At 55.7% G+C, this 17,080-nt stretch carries 15 protein-coding genes; 13 read left to right on the top strand and 2 right to left on the bottom strand.

Annotated elements, in window-relative coordinates; genetic code table 11:
* Positions 1-125 precede the first annotated feature (125 nt).
* On the top strand, positions 126-1,457 hold the full coding sequence (locus DFP98_RS25555) for a PhoH family protein (RefSeq protein WP_116063467.1): 1,332 nt from the start codon (positions 126-128) through the stop codon (positions 1,455-1,457).
* Between the two features lie 170 nt (positions 1,458-1,627).
* A complete protein-coding gene (locus DFP98_RS25550; RefSeq protein ID WP_147310275.1) occupies positions 1,628-2,947 on the top strand; it encodes an extracellular solute-binding protein in 1,320 nt (439 codons plus the stop codon).
* A 6-nt stretch (positions 2,948-2,953) separates the two neighbouring features.
* Here the strand turns inward: DFP98_RS25550 and DFP98_RS25545 are convergent, their stop codons facing one another.
* On the bottom strand, positions 2,954-4,039 hold the full coding sequence (locus DFP98_RS25545; protein WP_116063465.1) for a coiled-coil domain-containing protein: 1,086 nt from the start codon (positions 4,037-4,039) through the stop codon (positions 2,954-2,956).
* Positions 4,040-4,117: 78 nt separating this feature from the next.
* Here DFP98_RS25545 and DFP98_RS25540 point away from each other — a divergent pair, with 78 nt between their 5' ends.
* Positions 4,118-5,302, top strand: coding sequence for a class I SAM-dependent methyltransferase (locus DFP98_RS25540; RefSeq protein ID WP_116063464.1), 1,185 nt, complete (start codon positions 4,118-4,120; stop codon positions 5,300-5,302).
* An 83-nt stretch (positions 5,303-5,385) separates the two neighbouring features.
* Here DFP98_RS25540 and DFP98_RS25535 read toward each other — a convergent pair whose 3' ends face one another.
* On the bottom strand, positions 5,386-5,622 hold the full coding sequence (locus tag DFP98_RS25535) for a DUF2626 family protein (protein WP_116063463.1): 237 nt from the start codon (positions 5,620-5,622) through the stop codon (positions 5,386-5,388).
* A 305-nt stretch (positions 5,623-5,927) separates the two neighbouring features.
* Between DFP98_RS25535 and DFP98_RS25530 the strand changes: the two genes are divergently transcribed.
* The 10 genes from DFP98_RS25530 (at position 5,928) to DFP98_RS25485 (ending at position 17,008) form a co-directional block, all read left to right on the top strand.
* On the top strand, positions 5,928-6,569 hold the full coding sequence (locus tag DFP98_RS25530; RefSeq protein ID WP_116063462.1) for an RsfA family transcriptional regulator: 642 nt from the start codon (positions 5,928-5,930) through the stop codon (positions 6,567-6,569).
* 116 nt (positions 6,570-6,685) lie between these two features.
* Positions 6,686-7,603: a ketopantoate reductase family protein gene (locus DFP98_RS25525; protein WP_181917944.1), complete on the top strand. Its 918-nt coding sequence runs from the start codon at positions 6,686-6,688 to the stop codon at positions 7,601-7,603.
* Positions 7,604-7,623: 20 nt separating this feature from the next.
* Positions 7,624-8,019 carry a DUF3397 domain-containing protein gene (locus tag DFP98_RS25520; protein WP_116063460.1) on the top strand — a complete coding sequence of 132 codons (396 nt, stop codon included), beginning with the start codon at positions 7,624-7,626 and terminating at the stop codon, positions 8,017-8,019.
* Between the two features lie 162 nt (positions 8,020-8,181).
* Complete coding sequence (gene bshC / locus DFP98_RS25515) at positions 8,182-9,822, top strand: bacillithiol biosynthesis cysteine-adding enzyme BshC (RefSeq protein WP_116063459.1); 1,641 nt, start codon at positions 8,182-8,184, stop codon at positions 9,820-9,822.
* Positions 9,823-9,850: 28 nt separating this feature from the next.
* Positions 9,851-11,113: an adenosylhomocysteinase gene (locus tag DFP98_RS25510; protein WP_116063458.1), complete on the top strand. Its 1,263-nt coding sequence runs from the start codon at positions 9,851-9,853 to the stop codon at positions 11,111-11,113.
* Between the two features lie 299 nt (positions 11,114-11,412).
* On the top strand, positions 11,413-12,558 hold the full coding sequence (locus DFP98_RS25505) for a DUF4349 domain-containing protein (protein ID WP_116063457.1): 1,146 nt from the start codon (positions 11,413-11,415) through the stop codon (positions 12,556-12,558).
* A gap of 138 nt (positions 12,559-12,696) precedes the next feature.
* Complete coding sequence (mraZ, locus tag DFP98_RS25500) at positions 12,697-13,134, top strand: division/cell wall cluster transcriptional repressor MraZ (protein ID WP_116063456.1); 438 nt, start codon at positions 12,697-12,699, stop codon at positions 13,132-13,134.
* 81 nt (positions 13,135-13,215) lie between these two features.
* Complete coding sequence (gene rsmH / locus DFP98_RS25495; RefSeq protein WP_116063455.1) at positions 13,216-14,172, top strand: 16S rRNA (cytosine(1402)-N(4))-methyltransferase RsmH; 957 nt, start codon at positions 13,216-13,218, stop codon at positions 14,170-14,172.
* Positions 14,173-14,235: 63 nt separating this feature from the next.
* Positions 14,236-14,643: a cell division protein FtsL gene (gene ftsL2 / locus DFP98_RS25490; protein ID WP_116063454.1), complete on the top strand. Its 408-nt coding sequence runs from the start codon at positions 14,236-14,238 to the stop codon at positions 14,641-14,643.
* 22 nt (positions 14,644-14,665) lie between these two features.
* The gene (locus DFP98_RS25485; RefSeq protein WP_246016706.1) at positions 14,666-17,008 is read left to right on the top strand and encodes a penicillin-binding transpeptidase domain-containing protein; all 2,343 of its coding nucleotides are present in this window, start codon (positions 14,666-14,668) and stop codon (positions 17,006-17,008) included.
* Positions 17,009-17,080 lie beyond the last annotated feature (72 nt).

The following is a 17,080-nucleotide window of genomic DNA, read 5'->3' as shown; positions in this document are numbered from 1 at the left end:
AAAATGCTTGCTCGTCGTATTGTTCCCTGTCGTTCGATTGCTATGTAAGGAAACCGTTTAAGAAAAAGAAATCTATATAAATTGGATAGGAAATAATAATAAGCGCGAATCGGGAGGGGACGCCCATGAGAAAAATTTATGTGTTGGATACGAACGTGCTGCTGCATGATCCGCTCTCTCTATATGCTTTTGACGATAATGAAGTCATTATTCCCTCCGTCGTTCTTGAAGAGATTGATTCGAAGAAAAGGCTGGCGGACGAAATCGGGCGCAACGCCCGAAATATTTCGCGGGAGCTTGACGCCATGAGAGCGCAAGGACCGCTGCACGCAGGGGTTCGGCTGCCGGGCGGCGGCCTGCTGAAAGTGGAAATGAATCATCGCCGGTTCGTGAAGGTTCAGGAATTGTTCGGCGAGATGACGAACGATAACCGGATTCTCGCGGTGGCGTTGAATTATCATATGGAGGAGCAGGAGGAGGAAGAGCCGCGTCCCGTCATTCTAGTCAGCAAAGACGTGCTCGTGCGAGTCAAGGCGGATGTGCTGGGAATCGTCGCGCAGGATTATTTGTCAGACCGGATCGCCGTAGATTCAGACCAGTATACGGGCCATCTTACGCTTGAAGTGCACCCGTCGGTCATCGATGATTTTTATTCAACGCGCTCCTTAAGCATTAAACCGCTGGGACTTAAGACAAAGCTGAACCCGAACGAATTTGTCATTTTACGCGATGAATTCGGAACATCGAAATCGGCGCTGCTGAAGGTGACCTCGGATGGCTTGCGGTTGGAGCCGCTTCATATGAGCAACGATCCGATCTGGGGCATCACGGCCCGCAACGCGCAGCAGCGGATGGCTCTGGAGCTGCTGCTCAGCGACGACATTCCGCTCGTTACGCTGACGGGCCGCGCGGGGACGGGGAAGACGCTGCTAACGCTGGCGGCGGGGCTGTTGAAGGTGGAAGACGAGCACAAGTTCAAGAAGCTGCTGATCGCGCGTCCGGTCGTGCCAATGGGCAAGGATATCGGCTATTTGCCGGGAGAGAAGGAGGAGAAGCTGCGACCCTGGATGCAGCCGATCTACGACAATCTCGAGTTTTTGTTCGACACGAAGAAGGCGGGAGATCTCGATAAAATTCTGATGGGCATGGGGAGCATTCAAGTCGAGGCGCTCACGTACATCCGGGGCCGCTCGATCCCCGGGCAATTCATTATTATCGACGAGGCGCAAAACCTGAGCAAGCACGAAGTCAAAACGATCGTATCTCGCGTCGGAGAAAACAGCAAAATCGTGCTGCTCGGCGATCCGGAGCAGATCGATCATCCCTATTTGGATTCGCAGAGCAACGGATTGACGTATCTCGTAGAGCGCTTCAAGGAGGAAGGAATCAGCGGACACGTCACGCTGGAGAAGGGGGAGCGTTCCCGGCTCGCTCAACTGGCTGCCGAAAAGCTGTGAAAATCGAAGAGACTGTTCCCGGCGTATGCTCGGGAGCAGTCTTTTTACGCTTTTTGAATGACCTCTTAAAGCGCTTTCCAAAAAAGGGAGACAGGTCGGATATGTCCTGTTATCATTAAAGCAGCGATGTTAAAACCGATGTTAACGATACGACGAAATAAGGTGAGACTGTGGCGCGTTGGAGGCTTGCTCTTGTATTCCTGGTGCTTGGCACTATGGTCGTATTGCTATCGCCGTGGGCGGACGCTCCTTCGCCGTCCTCGGTTCCGGCAGTCGTTCAGCCAAGCGAAGTAAAGGTAGTCCAGGAGCCGGAGGAAGCGAAAGAGGCTTCAAAGCTGACGATTGAAGTTGCTCTGGAGGAACAGGAGTTTCGCGCTTTAACCAATCTGAACGACGATTTTACGTTCAGGCATCCTGATATTGAGGTCGAATTGCGCCGAATCCCCCCCGAGAGGGCTTACGAGGCTTACTGGCGATCCTCCGAGCTGGAGGAGGCCGCGGACGTTATGCTGTTTCTTAACGAATGGGTCGCAGAGTTCGCTTCGTCCGGCTATCTGCTTCCCGTTGATGCCAAGGCGTTGGGGGAACAGTTCGAGGCGCTGTCCGGTTCGCTTAGATGGAACGAGTATTTGTGGGGCGTACCGCGAGATATGGACCCTTACGTGCTCGTCTGGAACCTGGATCTTCTCCATGCCTGGCTTGGAGCCGAAGCCGACTTTCCCTTGTCGGAGGAACAGTGGGCGGCGGCGGCGGAAGCGAGCGCGGCAGCGGGACAGAGAGAAGAAGAGCAGGAAAACGCGGCTTACGCTTACTGGCTGGCGATCGACGGAGAGGATCCGCTGGCGCTGCTCGCGTGGCTGGAAAGCTATGCGCAGTTAAGGAGCGACGAGCTATGGGAGCAGGGAGCCGGAGCGTGGACGGGAACTGTGCGCGGAGAAGCGATGGGATTGCTGGAAGAGAGAAGAGAGAACGTCCGGTTCGGACGGGATTTCCGCGAATCGATTGCGGCGCTTCGCGACGGAAATACGCTGGCGGCCGTCATGCCGTATTCGGAGGCGAAGGAGTTCGTTGCTCGACACGATTCGAACGGAGCGGACGGGAAGTTTCGTGCGGCGATCGATCACCACTTCTGGAATTTGCCCTACGTGTGGCCTCGCGGCAGCAGCTTTGTGATTTCGTCGCGGACGGAGGCGGAAGCAGCGGCCAACGTCTGGATCGCGGATATGACGGGGGAGCAGTCTCAAATGCTGCGTATGGAGGAGCTGGACAAGCTGCCCGTGATCAGATCGCTTTACGACGCTGACAGGAGACTGTCCGATCTGCTTCCGGGACGCAAGGGACAGGCCTTCCCGAACAAAGCTCCGCTATTGTACGGTCCGGAAACGGTCGAGACGCTGGAGCGGTTCGGAGATCTGTGGAGCAGATTCTCCGGAGGCGAATTGAGTTTGGAAGGCTGGTTGGAAGAGTGGAGAAGGGAGACGGAAGGCTGAGCGAAGTCAGCCTCCTATTCCGAGCTCTACGGTTAGTAGCCCGTCTTCCATCTCTACGCTGCGGGCTTTGACGTATTTGACGAGCTTCTGCGGATAGAAGCCGAGATCGAATTCTCTTTCCAGCTCGGCTCTTGTCGTGTCGGGGAGAGCCAGTCCGTTGAAAATGAGCGAATCGACATGGAAACGGATCGCGTTCTCCGGTTCCTCCTCTATCGTATAGCGGCCTTGAATGGTTACTTGAAGACGACCATTGTCGCCTTCCATCGTCAGTAGGCCGTTGTCGAAGCGGAACGCAAAGTCGTCGAAGCGGCTGTCCTGCGAGCGTAGAAATTCGTTCAGCTGCTGGTCGGACAAAGTCAGCTTCGCCTTCAGACCGCTCGTCTGAAGGATGCCGGGCGTGTCCTTGACGTAATCGGGAAGCTGGGTCATCGCGCTCGCGAGCGCTTTGAAATGCTGCTTAACCTCGTATAGCCCAACGTTTTTCCAATAGGCCTGAAGCTCTTCCATCAGTCGTCGAATCAATTGCTCGTCTCCGCTGGACGCCAGTTCGCGATCGAGATCGCCGCGCAGCGATTGAATGCGATCTCGCTGAGCGATCAATTGCGACTCGACGGAGACCAAGTCGTCCTTGTTCTTCTGCAGACGTTCGTATCCGACTTTGAGCTCGCGATATTGTTCCGAATAGGCTTTCATCGTCCGATGGTCCGATTGCATAATAAGGTCCATCGTATCCCAGACGCGGATCAGCTTCGGAAGAGAGTTGGCGTTGAGCAGCGCGGACAGCCAGAAATCCTTGTAGCCCACATAGTAGGAGCGCAGAACCCGCCCGGCCTTCTCGCGCTGGACGGCGATGGCGATTTCACGTTCGGCGAGCTGGCGCTCGCTTTGTTCGATGTCGGACTGCGTCTGACTCTTCAATCCGGAGATTCTCTCGATCTCGCGGTTCAGCTCGACGACCGACAAGCTTTTTTCCAGCAGTTTTCTCGTTTCCTCGGGGTAAGGCTCGGCGTTAACGGGGAGCAGGGCTCCTCCTCTGGAGACGCTCAGCAGAAACATCGAAAGCGCGAGAGCTAACGTCAACATTCGGCGCATCGGGTCACTCCTTTCCTGCGGCGTCCGATTCTATGCTATTATAAACTTTCAATACCACTTGGAAAAGGTGCGGATAGAATGGATATGGCCCAAGCTCGGCATCCTTCCTTGCAGGCCGCGATCGCAGAGAGCGTCGCAGCGGGAGGCAAGAGGGGAATCGGTGCCGACGGAGCGGAGTTGTCCGCCATTCCCTTTCACCATTATATGTCGCTTTGTCTCTATCATCCCGATTTTGGCTATTATCGCTCCGGTTCCTCGAAAGTGGGAAGGGAAGGAGATTTCTATACGAGCGCCTATATCGGAGACGCGATGGGGGACAGTCTGGCTCGCTGGCTGCGGGAAGTCGCCTTTGCCCATTTCGGAACGGGGGAGACGGTAGAGGTGCTCGATTGGGGAGGCGGCACAGGCCGGCTTAGCCGACAGCTTATGGATACGTGGACGACTGCGGAAACCGACTCCTCCTCGGTATTGGAACAAGCGCTGTCGTTCTCGGTGACCGTTATCGATGGGAATCCGTCGCATCGGAGCGAGGCTGGGCGGGAGCTGGAGTCTTATATCCGCGAAGGACGTGCGCGCGTAACGGACGAATCGGAGTGGCAGCGGTTCGTGCCGTCCGACAGACCGGTCATCGTCGTCGCCAACGAATTGCTCGATGCTTTTCCCGTCCATCGGCTCGTCATGAAGGACGGAGAGCTGCGCGAATGGGCAGTTGCATGCGCCGAGGATGGCCGATTTATTCCTTGCCTCATGGAGCCTACCGATACTCGGTTGATCGAATGGCTTCGCGAGGAAGGCGTCGGGCTGCGCGAGAATCAGACTATCGAGATTAATCTCGACGGCGCCGACTGGGCGACTGCGGTTGCAGCACGGTTCAAACGAGCTCTGTTTGTTTTTATCGACTACGGCGATGAAACGACGGAGTTGACCGGAACGCACCGGATGGACGGAACGCTGCTCTGCTATCGGGAGCATAGGGCGCATAACGATCCGTATGCTTGGCCGGGACAGCAGGATATCACCGCGCATGTGAATTTCAGTCATATTCGCCGTAGCATGGAACGACATGGGGCGAAGGAAATTTGGTACGGCACGCAAAAGCGGTTTCTCGTCGAGGCGGGCATTATGGAGCGTTTGATCGCGCACAGCTATTCCGATCCGTTTCATCCGATTGTACGCCGTAACCGCGCGATTCGACAGCTGCTGCTGTCGGATGGGATGAGCGAGCTTTTCAAGGTGCAAATATTCGCAACGCCATCCAAATGACGGAAAAACGCCTTCAGCATCTTGGACGCTGAAGGCGTTTTACTGTTGTCACTCGATGTTCGGTATGTATCCGGCTTCGCAGCTTACACGGGAATGCCCATCTCGAAGACGGACCAATAGGTGAATCCGAGAAAAGCCAGAACCATGTAGCCCCAGAATACGAGAAGATACGTCCGCTCGGTAAAGTTCAAATAGCCGATCAGAAAGAAGACGGCCGTTTGGATAAAGAACAGCAGGGCGAACTCATACATGTCTCCCGCAAACGCCATCAGGGCAATCGCCAGCGTCCAGAAACCGAGGACCCTAAACATTCGTGCCATTGTGAATACCCCTCTCATACGCGCAAAGACGATTTCTAAAGCATATTATAACGGCTTCGCATAGGCGTGTAAACCCAACAAGTCGTGACGAATCGGCAAACTTTTCAGCGTTCCCTTAACGTTCCCCGGTTTAACTAAGGTTATGCGCAGCTTCGCAACGGCTCTCTTTTGCGTTTTTGCAAGGTATAGTGACAGAAAAAGTGGATATAAATAGGAGTATCCGATAGATTCTATGAATTCTACTACGGGCATAGAAATGAAGAAAGCAGCAAAATATATGCGATGCTTAAGGAGGGAAGGGCAACATGACGGCTGCGAGACAAGACGCATGGAGTCCCGATGACGACCTGATATTGGCGGAGGTTACGCTGCGCCATATTCGCGAGGGCAGTACGCAACTGTCCGCTTTCGAGGAAGTGGGGCAACGAATCGCCCGTACTTCCGCGGCTTGCGGGTTTCGTTGGAACAGCTGCGTGCGCAAAAGATACAACGAAGCGATCGGACTAGCCAAGCAACAGCGCCAGAAACGGAATTATCTCAAAAAGCAGGGGATTTCGCTTTCCGGATCTGAAAGGCTTAACGTGGAGGAAGGTGAAAGCGGCAAGCAAGAGCTGCTATCGGCGGAATCGCTGTCGCTTGAATCGATCATTCGTTATTTGCGCCAATGGAAGAATACCGTTCAGGAGATGAGCAAGCAAATTCGCCATCTCGAGAAGGAGCTCAAAGAGAAGGAAGAAAGAATCGCCGGCTTGAGCGAGACGAACGAACGGCTATCGAAGGAAGTCAGCGAGGTGCAAACGGACTATCAGGTCGTCAACGACGATTACAAAGCGCTGATCCGCATTATGGACAGGGCGCGCAAGCTGGCCTTTCTGACAGAAGAGGCCGAAGAGGAACGGGCAAAGTTCAAGATGGACGCCAACGGAAATCTCGAACGAATCGAATAGGCAGTATGCGATCGAACCCGCAGGGCTATCCCTGCGGGTTTTGCTTTGGTATCTTTAAGAGAATATATTCATTTGGTTATAGGGACGCGCGGGACAAGCGGGGACGGAGCGAGAAGATGGACGAAAAAACGGTTGTGCTGGGCGGAGGTTCGCTAGGGCTGCTGCTTGCCGGAAAACTGTATGCTGCGGGGCGCGAATGCGTCGTATGGACGAGAACGCGGGAACAGGCGGAGCGGCTGAATGCTGAGGGCTTGGCGCTAGAAGAGGCGGGCGGCGGGGAAAGGTTGCTGCCTGCCTTCGCGTGCGCTTGGGAGAACGCCGAGCCGATGGACGGCATCGTGCTTTTGGCGGTCAAGCAGACGGCTCTTACGGAGAGGTTTTTGGCGCGTCTATTCGAGCTTGTAGCGCCTGGCGGTACGGTCGTTGCGTTTCAGAACGGGATCGGTCACATCGAAGCGTTGCGGGACGCGCTGCCGGACAGGGAAATCGTCGCGGCGGTGACGACCGAAGGCGCTCTGAGATTAAACGGAGCGCGCGTAAGGCATACCGGAAGCGGAGATATCCGTCTGGGCGACGACGGGCATACTCGACGGGAGCGGCTGCAAGCTGTCGAACGAATGCTGACGGAGGGAGGATTTTCCGTTTTTCTGTCGAAACAGTTGAATAACGAAATGATGCGCAAGCTGCTGATCAATGCGGTCATCAATCCGCTTACGGCGATTCTGCGCATCCCGAACGGCGAAATTGCGAATTCGCCGGATCGGCTTGAACTGGCGCGGGCTTTGTTTCGGGAGACGCACGATGTGCTCGGCGCTTACGGCCTCGAAGGGGAGGCCGCCGATCTGTGGAACGCGATTTTGCGAGTTGGCGAAGCGACGGCCGGCAATCGCTCTTCCATGCTCCAGGACGTTGAGGCGGGCAGGGAAACCGAGGTTGAAGCGATCAACGGGATGATCGTGCGCATGGCGATCGGGAAAGGTTTGGACGCGCCATGGAATCGTATGGCGACGGCGCTTGTCAAAGCGCTGAAATGAACTACGATACGAGGTGACGTATGGGCTCCATCTGGAACGCACTTGTCCAATCATATGCTTTTTTGGCTACGGTGCCGATTATTCCGTTTATACTCGTTTACGTCATCATGACGATCAGGGGCAACGACAAGAAGAGCGCGATCCAATTGTCGATGGACGTTACGACGGCGTTTCTGTTCGGTTGCGTCGCGTCTCTGCTGAACGATCGGCTGGGGACGAGCTTCGGACCGTTTTTTCTGCTTCTCGTCATGTTGGTCGGCGGCGGTTTGATCGGCAACGCGCAGAACAGGGCCCGGGGCAAGGTCGATCCGCGGAAGCTGCTGCGGGCGGTCTGGAGACTGAGCTTTTTCGGCCTGTCCGTGCTTTATATCATCTTGATGCTGCTAGCGATTGTTTTTCCGATCGCGTCGGATTGAGGCACGGCTGTGCATCAGCCCGAACGCGAGAAGGATGCAGGACGTATATATGATCTAGCGCGAACGTCGCCTTCGTTTGGCGCAAATCTTTTGACGATCCGACTGCTGTTGTGTACAATCGATTTTGGATAGCACAACGACAGATCGGGGGGAAAGTTCCCTTTGAATATTACATCTTATACGGATTCTAATCGTTCGTCATTGGCAGAGCGTTATAGATTGGGAGATTTGCAAGTGTTGGAGCTGCTCGGCAGCCATCCTGCGGAGGAGCGTTCGTGGGAGAGCCGGGCGGCCTACCTGGACGATACGACCGACAAGCGGGCCGAGCTTCGGCGAGTGGCCGAAGCGATTCAAGCTTATCATCGTCAGCTTCCGAGCTGCGCGGAGACGGAGAAGTCGCTGGGTAAGCTGCGCGAAGGCGCGCTGGTCGTTGTCGGAGGCCAGCAGGCAGGCCTGTTCGGCGGCTCGCTCCTGATTTATTACAAGGCGCTGTCCGTCATTCAAGCGGCGCGGGATGCGGAGCGCAGATTGTCGCGGCCGGTCGTGCCGGTGTTCTGGATCGCCGGAGAGGATCACGATTTCGACGAGGCGAACCATGTGAACGTGCAGTCGCCAGGCGGAGAGGCAAGACGCATTCGTATCGAGCGTCCGGAGGGACCGCGACTTGCGGTCAGCCGGACGCCTTTGTCGGCGGAGATGTGGTCCGCGGCGCTTCAAGAGCTGGCCGCCCAGCTGCCGGACTCGGAGTTTAAGCCCCAAGTGTTGGAGCGGCTGCAGAGCCATGTGTCGGACGCCCCGTCGCTAAGCCTCGCTTTTGCGCGGCTGCTGGCGGACTGGTTCGGCAAGCAGGGACTGCTGCTGCTGGATGCCGACGATCCGAATCTTCGCGCGCTTGAAGGACCGATGTTCCGCGAACTGATCGCTCGCAGCGACGATCTCGAGACGGCGCTTAAGGCCGGAGAGGGGCGGGTGCTGGAGCAAGGCTTTAAGCTGCAGGCGGAGACCGCTCCGGGCAGCGCGAACTTATTTCTTCATCATGAGCAGGGCAGGCTGCTGCTTCATAAAGACGAAGGCCGTTTCATCGATCGCCGAGGAATTGTCTCCCATTCTCGCGAAGAGATGTTGGAGCTTACCGATCGACGCCCCGATCTGCTGAGCACGAACGCGCTCACCCGCCCGCTTATGCAGGATTATTTGCTCCCGGTGCTGGCGACTGTGCTGGGACCGGCGGAAATCGCCTACTGGGCCATTCTGGGGCCCTCGTTCCGAGAATTCGGCATGAAGATGCCGATCGTGCTGCCCCGTCAATCGTTTACCTATATCGAGCCGACGGTGGCGGGCTTATTGGACAAATATTCGCTTACCGTCAAGCAAGCGATCGAGGACTGGGAGACGCTGCGCGCCGAATGGCTGGGCAAGCAGGACGAATGGAAGCTGGATGAACAGTTCCGCCAGGTCAAGGAGCAGTTTCTTGTCCTGTACGAGCCGATTATGAAGACGGTATCCGGGCTGCAGCCGGGACTTACTCGGCTTGCGGACGGCAATCGGGACCGCATTCTGGAGCAGATCTCGTATCTGGAAGCAAGATCCGCCGACGCCATCGCCAAGCGGCACGATTCGTCGCTGCGGCAATGGGACCGGATCAGGCAATCGCTCTCCCCGCTCGCGAAACCGCAGGAGAGGGTGTACGGGACGGTTCATTTCTGGAACCGCTACGGTCCAAGCTGGCTTTCCCTATGGCACGACGTTCCCTTCGAAGCGATCGGCGGCCACCGTCTCGTAGACGGTTTGCAAAACGTATAATTAACAGAACGATGGAGGAATTTGGCCTATGAAAACCGCTTTGAAAAGCATTGTGCGCGATCCTTCGCTCGCGCCGGAAGGCAAGCTTAAGATCGACTGGGTGCAGGCGCATATGCCGGTATTAAACCGGATTCGCGAGGAGTTCGAGCGCGATCAGCCGTTTAAGGGGCTGCGCGTCGCGATCTCCCTTCATCTTGAAGCGAAGACGGCTTATCTCGCTAAAGTCGTGCAAGCGGGAGGCGCGGAAGTCGTGATTACCGGCAGCAATCCGCTGTCTACGCAGGACGACGTATGCGCGGCGCTCGTCGAGGACGGTATCGCGGTATATGCCAAATACAATCCCGATCCGCAGGAATATAAAGATTTGATGGTCAAGACGCTGGAGACGAAGCCAGACCTCATTATCGACGACGGCGGCGATCTCGTATCGATCCTTCATTCGGAGCGTCAGGACCTGCTTGCGCAAGTTCGCGGCGGGGCGGAGGAGACGACGACCGGCATTTTGCGCCTGAAGGCGATGGAAAAGGACGGCTCGCTTAAGTTCCCGATGGTCGCCGTCAACGACGCATATTGCAAATATTTGTTCGATAACCGTTACGGCACGGGACAGTCGGTATGGGACGGCATCAACCGGACGACCAACCTGGTCGTCGCCGGCAAGACGGTCGTCGTCAACGGCTACGGCTGGTGCGGCAAAGGCGTGGCGATGCGGGCGAAAGGTCTCGGAGCGAACGTAGTCGTTACCGAGGTCGATGCGATTCGCGCGGTTGAAGCTTACATGGACGGCTTTGCGGTCATGTCGATGGCCGACGCGGCCAAGGTCGGCGATTTCTTCGTAACGGTGACGGGCAACAAGGACGTCATTCGCGGCGATCATATCGCGAACATGAAGGATGGCGCGATTTTGTCCAATGCGGGCCACTTTGACATTGAAGTTAATTTGGTGGAGCTGGCCGAGCTGTCGGTATCCAAACGCATCGTGCGCCGCAACATCGAGGAGTACACGCTTAAGGACGGACGCAAAATTTACGTGCTTGCCGAAGGACGCTTAGTCAATCTGGCGGCAGGCGACGGACATCCTGCGGAAATTATGGATATGACGTTCGCGCTGCAGGCGATGGCTCTGCGCTATGTGAACGAGAATTACGAGAATATCGGCAGTCAGGTCATCAACGTACCGTACGAGCTGGACGAACGAGTCGCTCGCACGAAGCTGGAATCGCTCGGCATCGGCATCGACACGCTGTCCGAAGAGCAAAAGGCATATTTGGAGAGCTGGACCGCTCACTAATTCGAGGTCGAAGAGGCTGCTCCATAAGTAAAAAAGTCGTACAAAAAGATAATCGATAGAGAATGCTATCGTGCATAACTCTCCTTCCGATGCTATACGATCCTGAAACCCGTTAAGGGGTGATTTCAGGACCGTATGAGGTATTCTCCAGGAGAGATATGCACTTTTTTCTTGATCGATTATCTTGTACGACCTTACTTATGGGACAGCCTCTTTTTAATTTTGCGGGTTTCGCGGCAACATTTTCCTTTTTGTTCACGTCTATCCATTATCCAGACAAACAAAAAGGGGAGATTTGAATGAAGGGGAATCGGATTGGCGTGTGGAGCAAAGGATTACTGCTGGTCATGGCTGCGCTGCTGCTGGCAGCGGGACTTGCCGCGTGCAGCAGCTCGTCGAAGGACTCGGTGAGCAAGTCTAAGATGTCTACCGCGGATCAATCCGCAGCCGCGCCTGAAATGGAATCGCTGACCATGTCGAAAGAGGCTGCCCCCGCAGCCGCGCCTTCGGCTGCCGTTCAGACAACTTCAGCATCGCAGGCCGGAAGCGGGGGGGCTTCGTCTTACTCCGGGGGAGGCATCGGTCCGATTGCGGACGCCAATGCGGGCTATGATCGCAAAGTCATCTATCGTGCGGACTTGGTCATGAAGGTAAAGGAGTTTCGAGCGGCAGAGGAACAACTGATGAATCAAATTCATCTGAGCGGCGCGTATGTGCTGCAATTTTCCGATAGTCGCAATGCGAACGAGGTTGGAGCGAGTTTTGTGATCAAGGTGCCTTCAACGGGTTTTTCTTCATTTCTGGAGAAGATGCAGCAGATCGACAATTTGAAGTTCGAGCGCGAAGTGCAGGGCAGCGACGTAACTGAGGAGTTCGTCGATCTCGAAGCCAGGCTGAAGACGCAGCAGACGCTGGAAGCTCGTTATCTCGAGTTCATGAATAAGGCGACGAAAACCGATGACCTGGTCAAGTTTGCGAACCAGTTGGCGCAGGTGCAAGAGACGATCGAGCAGATCAAGGGGCGGATGCGCTATCTCGATCAGAACGTCGCCTTCTCGACGGTGAACCTGCGGTTGTATCAGTCGGATACGGAGGAGATCCGGAAGGAAGAGAAGAAGGAGAAGGAGAAGGACTTCGGGGATCGGATTTCGGATGCGCTAAGCGGCAGCGCAAACGTGCTTAGGCAGTTCGGCGAAGGGCTGCTAGTCGTGCTGGCGGCGATGCTGCCTGTGCTCATCGTTGTTGCCGTTCTAGGGATTCCGACGTATTATATTGTCCGCAAGCGCGGCGCGGCGCGACGCAAAGCCTCCCTGGAGAAACGCAAGGCCTGGAATAGAGAGCGCCAGGAGAGCGGCGAAGCTATGGAGTCTGACGAGGAGGCCGCTTCAGAGAACGGAACCGCGACGGAAACGAATGATGCAAGCTCGCAAGACGAGAATCGTTAATCTCGTAAAATATTTTTTATTAAAATCCTGCCTTCAAGGCAGGATTTTTATTTTGAGACGCGAATAATCATTCAGAGTGGTTTAAAGTGGTGGAAAGTAGCACAAAGTGGTGGAGAATGGGGGAGGTGTGGAGAGCTTATGTTTTTAGGGGAATTTCAGCATACGATTGACGACAAGGGAAGAATCATTATCCCGGCGAAATTCCGCGAAGCTCTCGGCACCGACTTTATCGTTACCCGCGGACTGGACAACTGTCTGTTCGTCTACCCCCGCGAAGAATGGACGCAGCTTGAAGAGAAAATCAAGACTCTGCCTTCTATGGCGGCCAATGCGCGTGCGTTTTCCCGTCTGCTGTTCTCAGGCGCTTCGGAATGCGAATTGGACAAACAGGGCAGGGTAAACGTACCGAATCATTTGCGAGAATATGCCAAGCTGGATAAGGATTGCACCGTAATTGGCGTATCCAGTCGCGTGGAAATTTGGGACAAGGCGGCGTGGGAGGAATATTCCCGCCAATCCTCCGAATCGTTTAACGAGATTGCGGAGAAGCTGGTCGATTTCGATTTTAACTTTTAGACTTCCTTTCGTTTACAACCTCTTTAACCATACATAAACAAGAAAGACGGTTCCCATGCAGGGCGCCGGGAGGCAGCAGCTATGTTTCACCATGTAACCGTATTGAAGGAACAATCCGTCGAGGCGCTGAAGGTGCGTCCGGACGGCATCTATGTCGATTGTACGCTCGGCGGCGCCGGGCATAGCGGGCTGATCGCTTCGCAGCTCGGTCTGCAAGGCCGACTGATCGCGTTCGACCAGGACGAAGCCGCCCTGGCTAACGCGCGGTTAAAGCTGGCCTCATACGGAGAAGTCGTGACATTGGTGAAGAGCAACTTCCGGCACCTGAAGACGGAGCTGAAGCGCGCCGGAGTTCCCGAACGGGACGGCGTGCCGCAGGTCGACGGCATCTTGTTCGATCTGGGCGTATCCAGCCCGCAGCTCGACGAAGCCGATCGCGGCTTCAGCTACAATCATGACGCTGAACTGGACATGCGCATGGATCGGGAACAGCCGTTAACGGCCAGAGAGATCGTTAACGAGTGGGACGAACGCGAAATTGCCGAAATTCTCAGAGATTACGGAGAAGAGAAGTTCGCCCGCAAAATTGCGACCAACCTCGTTAAGCTCAGGGAGAAGTCGCCGATTGAGACGACGGGCCAGCTCGCGGAGATTGTCAAGAATTCGATTCCCGCAGCGACGCGTCGTACGGGACCTCATCCTGCCAAACGCTCGTTTCAGGCGCTGCGCATCGCGGTGAACGACGAGTTGGGCGCTTTCGAGGAGGCGTTGGCGCAATCGATCGATTGCCTCGCTCCCGGAGGACGCATCGCGGTCATCACCTTCCACTCGCTTGAGGACCGTATCTGCAAGTTGGCATTCACCAAGGAAGTCGCCAGCTGCAGTTGCCCGCCCGATTTTCCGATATGCGTCTGCGGAGGAGGCGACGGGCGGCTCAGACTGACGCCGCGCAAGCCGATCCTGCCTTCGCCGGAAGAGCTCGAAGCGAATCCGCGAGCCCGTTCTTCCAAACTAAGAGTCGCTGAAAAGCTCGGATAACCGGGCTTAATATATACATCATTTATTTTTTAGAGATTATTCTGAGAGGGGCACCGAAACCATATGGCTTACTACGGCAACTTGGCGCTTCGTCCGGAGCGCGTAGAAGAACAGAAGGTTAAGCAAAGTCCACGCACCCAGATTCCTCCCGGAAGATCTCCCCGTCGCCGCCAATTGCCGATCAGAGAGAAGCTGCTCTATCTGTTTACGGTTGCGGCGGTCGCATTCGTCGCGGGATGGATCATTTTCCGTTATGCGCAAATCTATCAAATCAACGGTCAACTGCAAACGACGACTAAAGCGTATAACGTGGCAACGGAGCAGACGAAGGAGCTGCAGAGGGAAGTGGAGCGACTGAGCGATCCCGGCGCGATCCGGAAGAGAGCTTCGGAACTGGGTTACGTTCCCGTGACGGGAGAGAGTATCGAAGCTTCCAAAGTCGATCGAAACAATGTCGCGATCAAGCCTTAAGCGGACCGCGGAGGACAAAAATATGACAATGGCTAAAAGAATCAAGCTAAGAACGTTGCTGGCGGGAGGGGTATTCACCCTCCTTTTTGTCGGTTTGATTGGAAAAGTATATTGGGTTCAAGTCGTTAAGGCCGATTTCTGGGCAGGAGAGGCGATGAAGGCGTGGAATGCGAGCGAGACGCTTAAGCAGGAGCGCGGGAGGATTCTCGATCGCGATGGCAGGGTGTTGGCCGCCGATGCGGCAGCCTACACGATTGCGGTGAATCCGAAGCTGATCGCCAAGTTCGAGCAGGAGCATCCGCAATGGCGGATGGCGGATCGCATCGTCTCGAAGCTGCATAACGTGCTCGGCGCGCCCGAGGACGAATTGAGGAAGGCGATCACTTCCCAGAAGGACAACGGAGAGTATCGCGACCAGCGGGAAATTCGTCCGTATGGCTGGAAGGTCGACAAGAAGCTCAAAGATCGGCTCGACGCGTTTCGCGAAGAGCTGCGCAATATAACGGGCATCAAGACGGATGTCGGGCTCTATTTTATGGAAGAGAAGAAGCGCTATTATCCGAAAGACGAGTTGGCCTCGCATATTCTCGGCTACGAGGACAAGGAAGGCGTGGCGGTTCTCGGATTGGAGAAGAAGCTGAACGAGGAGCTCAGCGGCTCCGAAGGCTATATCAAGTATCAGAAAGACGGCGCGAGAATGCAGCTGCCGAACGGGAAGGTTGATTACAAGCAGCCGCTCGACGGCAAGGACGTGACGCTGACGATCGACGAGGATATCCAGTTCTATATTGAAGAAGCGATGAGGACGGCCTACGACAAATATAAGCCCATCAGTATGACGGCGATTGCCGCGGACCCGAATACGATGGAAATTCTCGGGATGGCGAGCTTGCCCGATTTTAATCCGAATTCGTACTGGGATAAGGCGGAGGATTTGTCTGCTTTCCGCAATAACGCGATTCAATCGCTGTATGAGCCCGGCTCGACCTTTAAGATCGTCACGCTGGCCGGAGCGGTCGAGGAAGGGCTGTTTGATCCGAACGCTTACTATAAATCGGGTTCGATCAAATACAGCGAGAAGGACAAGCCGATCAAAGACCACAACAACGGAAGAGGCTGGGGCGAGAATCAAATGATCACTTACTTGGAGGGGCTGAAGCACTCCAGTAACGTCGCTTTCGTCAAACTGGGCTATCAGATGCTGGGTAAGGAACGGCTAGTCAAATACATTAACGATTTTGGTTTCGGACAGAAGACGGGCATCGAGCTGCCGAACGAGGTGTCGAGGCCCTTCAGTCTCGACTGGCCTTCCGAGGTTGCCACGGCGACTTTCGGGCAGGGCAAAGTATTGGTTACGCCGATTCAGCAGGTGGCTGCGGTTGCGGCTGTCGCTAACGGGGGCAGATTGCTGCAGCCGCATCTCGTGAAATCGATCAGCGATCCGAATACGGGCGAGAAAGTCGTAACGGAGCCCAAGCTCGTGCGTCAAGTCATCTCTCCGGAAACCTCGAGTCAGGTAGGGTTGTATTTGGAACAGGTCGTCAGCGACTTGGAGGACGGGACGGGGCGGATCGTCTATACGCCGGGCTACCGGATCGCCGGCAAAACGGGGACGGCGCAGAAGGTTTCGCGAGGCGAAGCGGGCGGCTACGCCAAAAATAAATATGTCGTATCGTTTATCGGCTATGCGCCAGTTGAGAATCCGAAGGTTGTGCTGTACGTTCTCGTCGACGAGCCGCAGATCGACAATGCCGGCGGCGGTTCGGTTGCGGGTCCGATATTCAAAGAAATTATGATCAAATCGCTGCAGAAGCTTGGAATTGAGCCTAAGCTGAACGAGCAGGACCGGGAAAATGCCGAGGCCGCCGGAGCCGGCGTGTCGTCTACAAATGGGGGTAAGAAGACGGTGTTGACGGCAACCGTTCCGGACGTGACGGAGATGACGGTCGCTCAGGCGCGCGATAGGCTGGGACAGAGCAAATTTCCGTACGGCGTGCTCGGCAAGGGGACCAAGGTACTGCAGCAGCTGCCGAAGGGCGGCAGCGTTCTGCCGGCTACCCAACGCATCTACTTGTTGACGGATACGAAGCCGGGCAACGTTCCCGATCTGACCGGCCTGTCGTTGCGCGACGCGCTGGAAATGTGCACGCTGCTCCAGGTGACCGCCAAAGTCGAAGGGGAAGGTTACGTCGTCTCGCAGAAGGCGGAGAAGGAGGGCGACCGCTGGACGCTGCGTTTGACGCTTGCCGCCCAGGATCAGCCCGCTCCGTCCGACGCGAATAAAGCCGAAGGGGAGAATACGGAGGCGGGCGACAAAGCCTCGTCCGCTGCGGATTCGCAAACGGAGGAAGCCGGCGCCGAATGACGGGGCTTGTTCTAACCCTCTTGTCCGCGGAATAGTCTGGAACAAGGCGAAAGCCTTGCAGACGTTCCCGGG

Origin of the sequence: Cohnella phaseoli, from assembly GCF_003386235.1 — a bacterium.
Taxonomy (GTDB): Bacteria; Bacillota; Bacilli; order Paenibacillales; family Paenibacillaceae; genus Cohnella; species Cohnella phaseoli.
This window is presented reverse-complemented; position numbering and strand designations above follow the sequence as displayed.

Bases quoted from the DNA above. Each gene is read 5' to 3' on its own strand.
- DFP98_RS25505 (WP_116063457.1), top strand. From the start codon at position 11,413: ATGAAGGGGAATCGGATTGGCGTGTGGAGCAAAGGATTACTGCTGGTC.
- DFP98_RS25535 (WP_116063463.1), bottom strand. From the start codon at position 5,622: ATGGCACGAATGTTTAGGGTCCTCGGTTTCTGGACGCTGGCGATTGCC.
- mraZ (WP_116063456.1), top strand. From the start codon at position 12,697: ATGTTTTTAGGGGAATTTCAGCATACGATTGACGACAAGGGAAGAATC.
- ftsL2 (WP_116063454.1), top strand. From the start codon at position 14,236: ATGGCTTACTACGGCAACTTGGCGCTTCGTCCGGAGCGCGTAGAAGAA.
- DFP98_RS25530 (WP_116063462.1), top strand. From the start codon at position 5,928: ATGACGGCTGCGAGACAAGACGCATGGAGTCCCGATGACGACCTGATA.
- DFP98_RS25525 (WP_181917944.1), top strand. From the start codon at position 6,686: ATGGACGAAAAAACGGTTGTGCTGGGCGGAGGTTCGCTAGGGCTGCTG.
- DFP98_RS25510 (WP_116063458.1), top strand. From the start codon at position 9,851: ATGAAAACCGCTTTGAAAAGCATTGTGCGCGATCCTTCGCTCGCGCCG.
- rsmH (WP_116063455.1), top strand. From the start codon at position 13,216: ATGTTTCACCATGTAACCGTATTGAAGGAACAATCCGTCGAGGCGCTG.
- DFP98_RS25485 (WP_246016706.1), top strand. From the start codon at position 14,666: ATGACAATGGCTAAAAGAATCAAGCTAAGAACGTTGCTGGCGGGAGGG.
- DFP98_RS25555 (WP_116063467.1), top strand. From the start codon at position 126: ATGAGAAAAATTTATGTGTTGGATACGAACGTGCTGCTGCATGATCCG.
- DFP98_RS25545 (WP_116063465.1), bottom strand. From the start codon at position 4,039: ATGCGCCGAATGTTGACGTTAGCTCTCGCGCTTTCGATGTTTCTGCTG.
- DFP98_RS25540 (WP_116063464.1), top strand. From the start codon at position 4,118: ATGGATATGGCCCAAGCTCGGCATCCTTCCTTGCAGGCCGCGATCGCA.
- DFP98_RS25520 (WP_116063460.1), top strand. From the start codon at position 7,624: ATGGGCTCCATCTGGAACGCACTTGTCCAATCATATGCTTTTTTGGCT.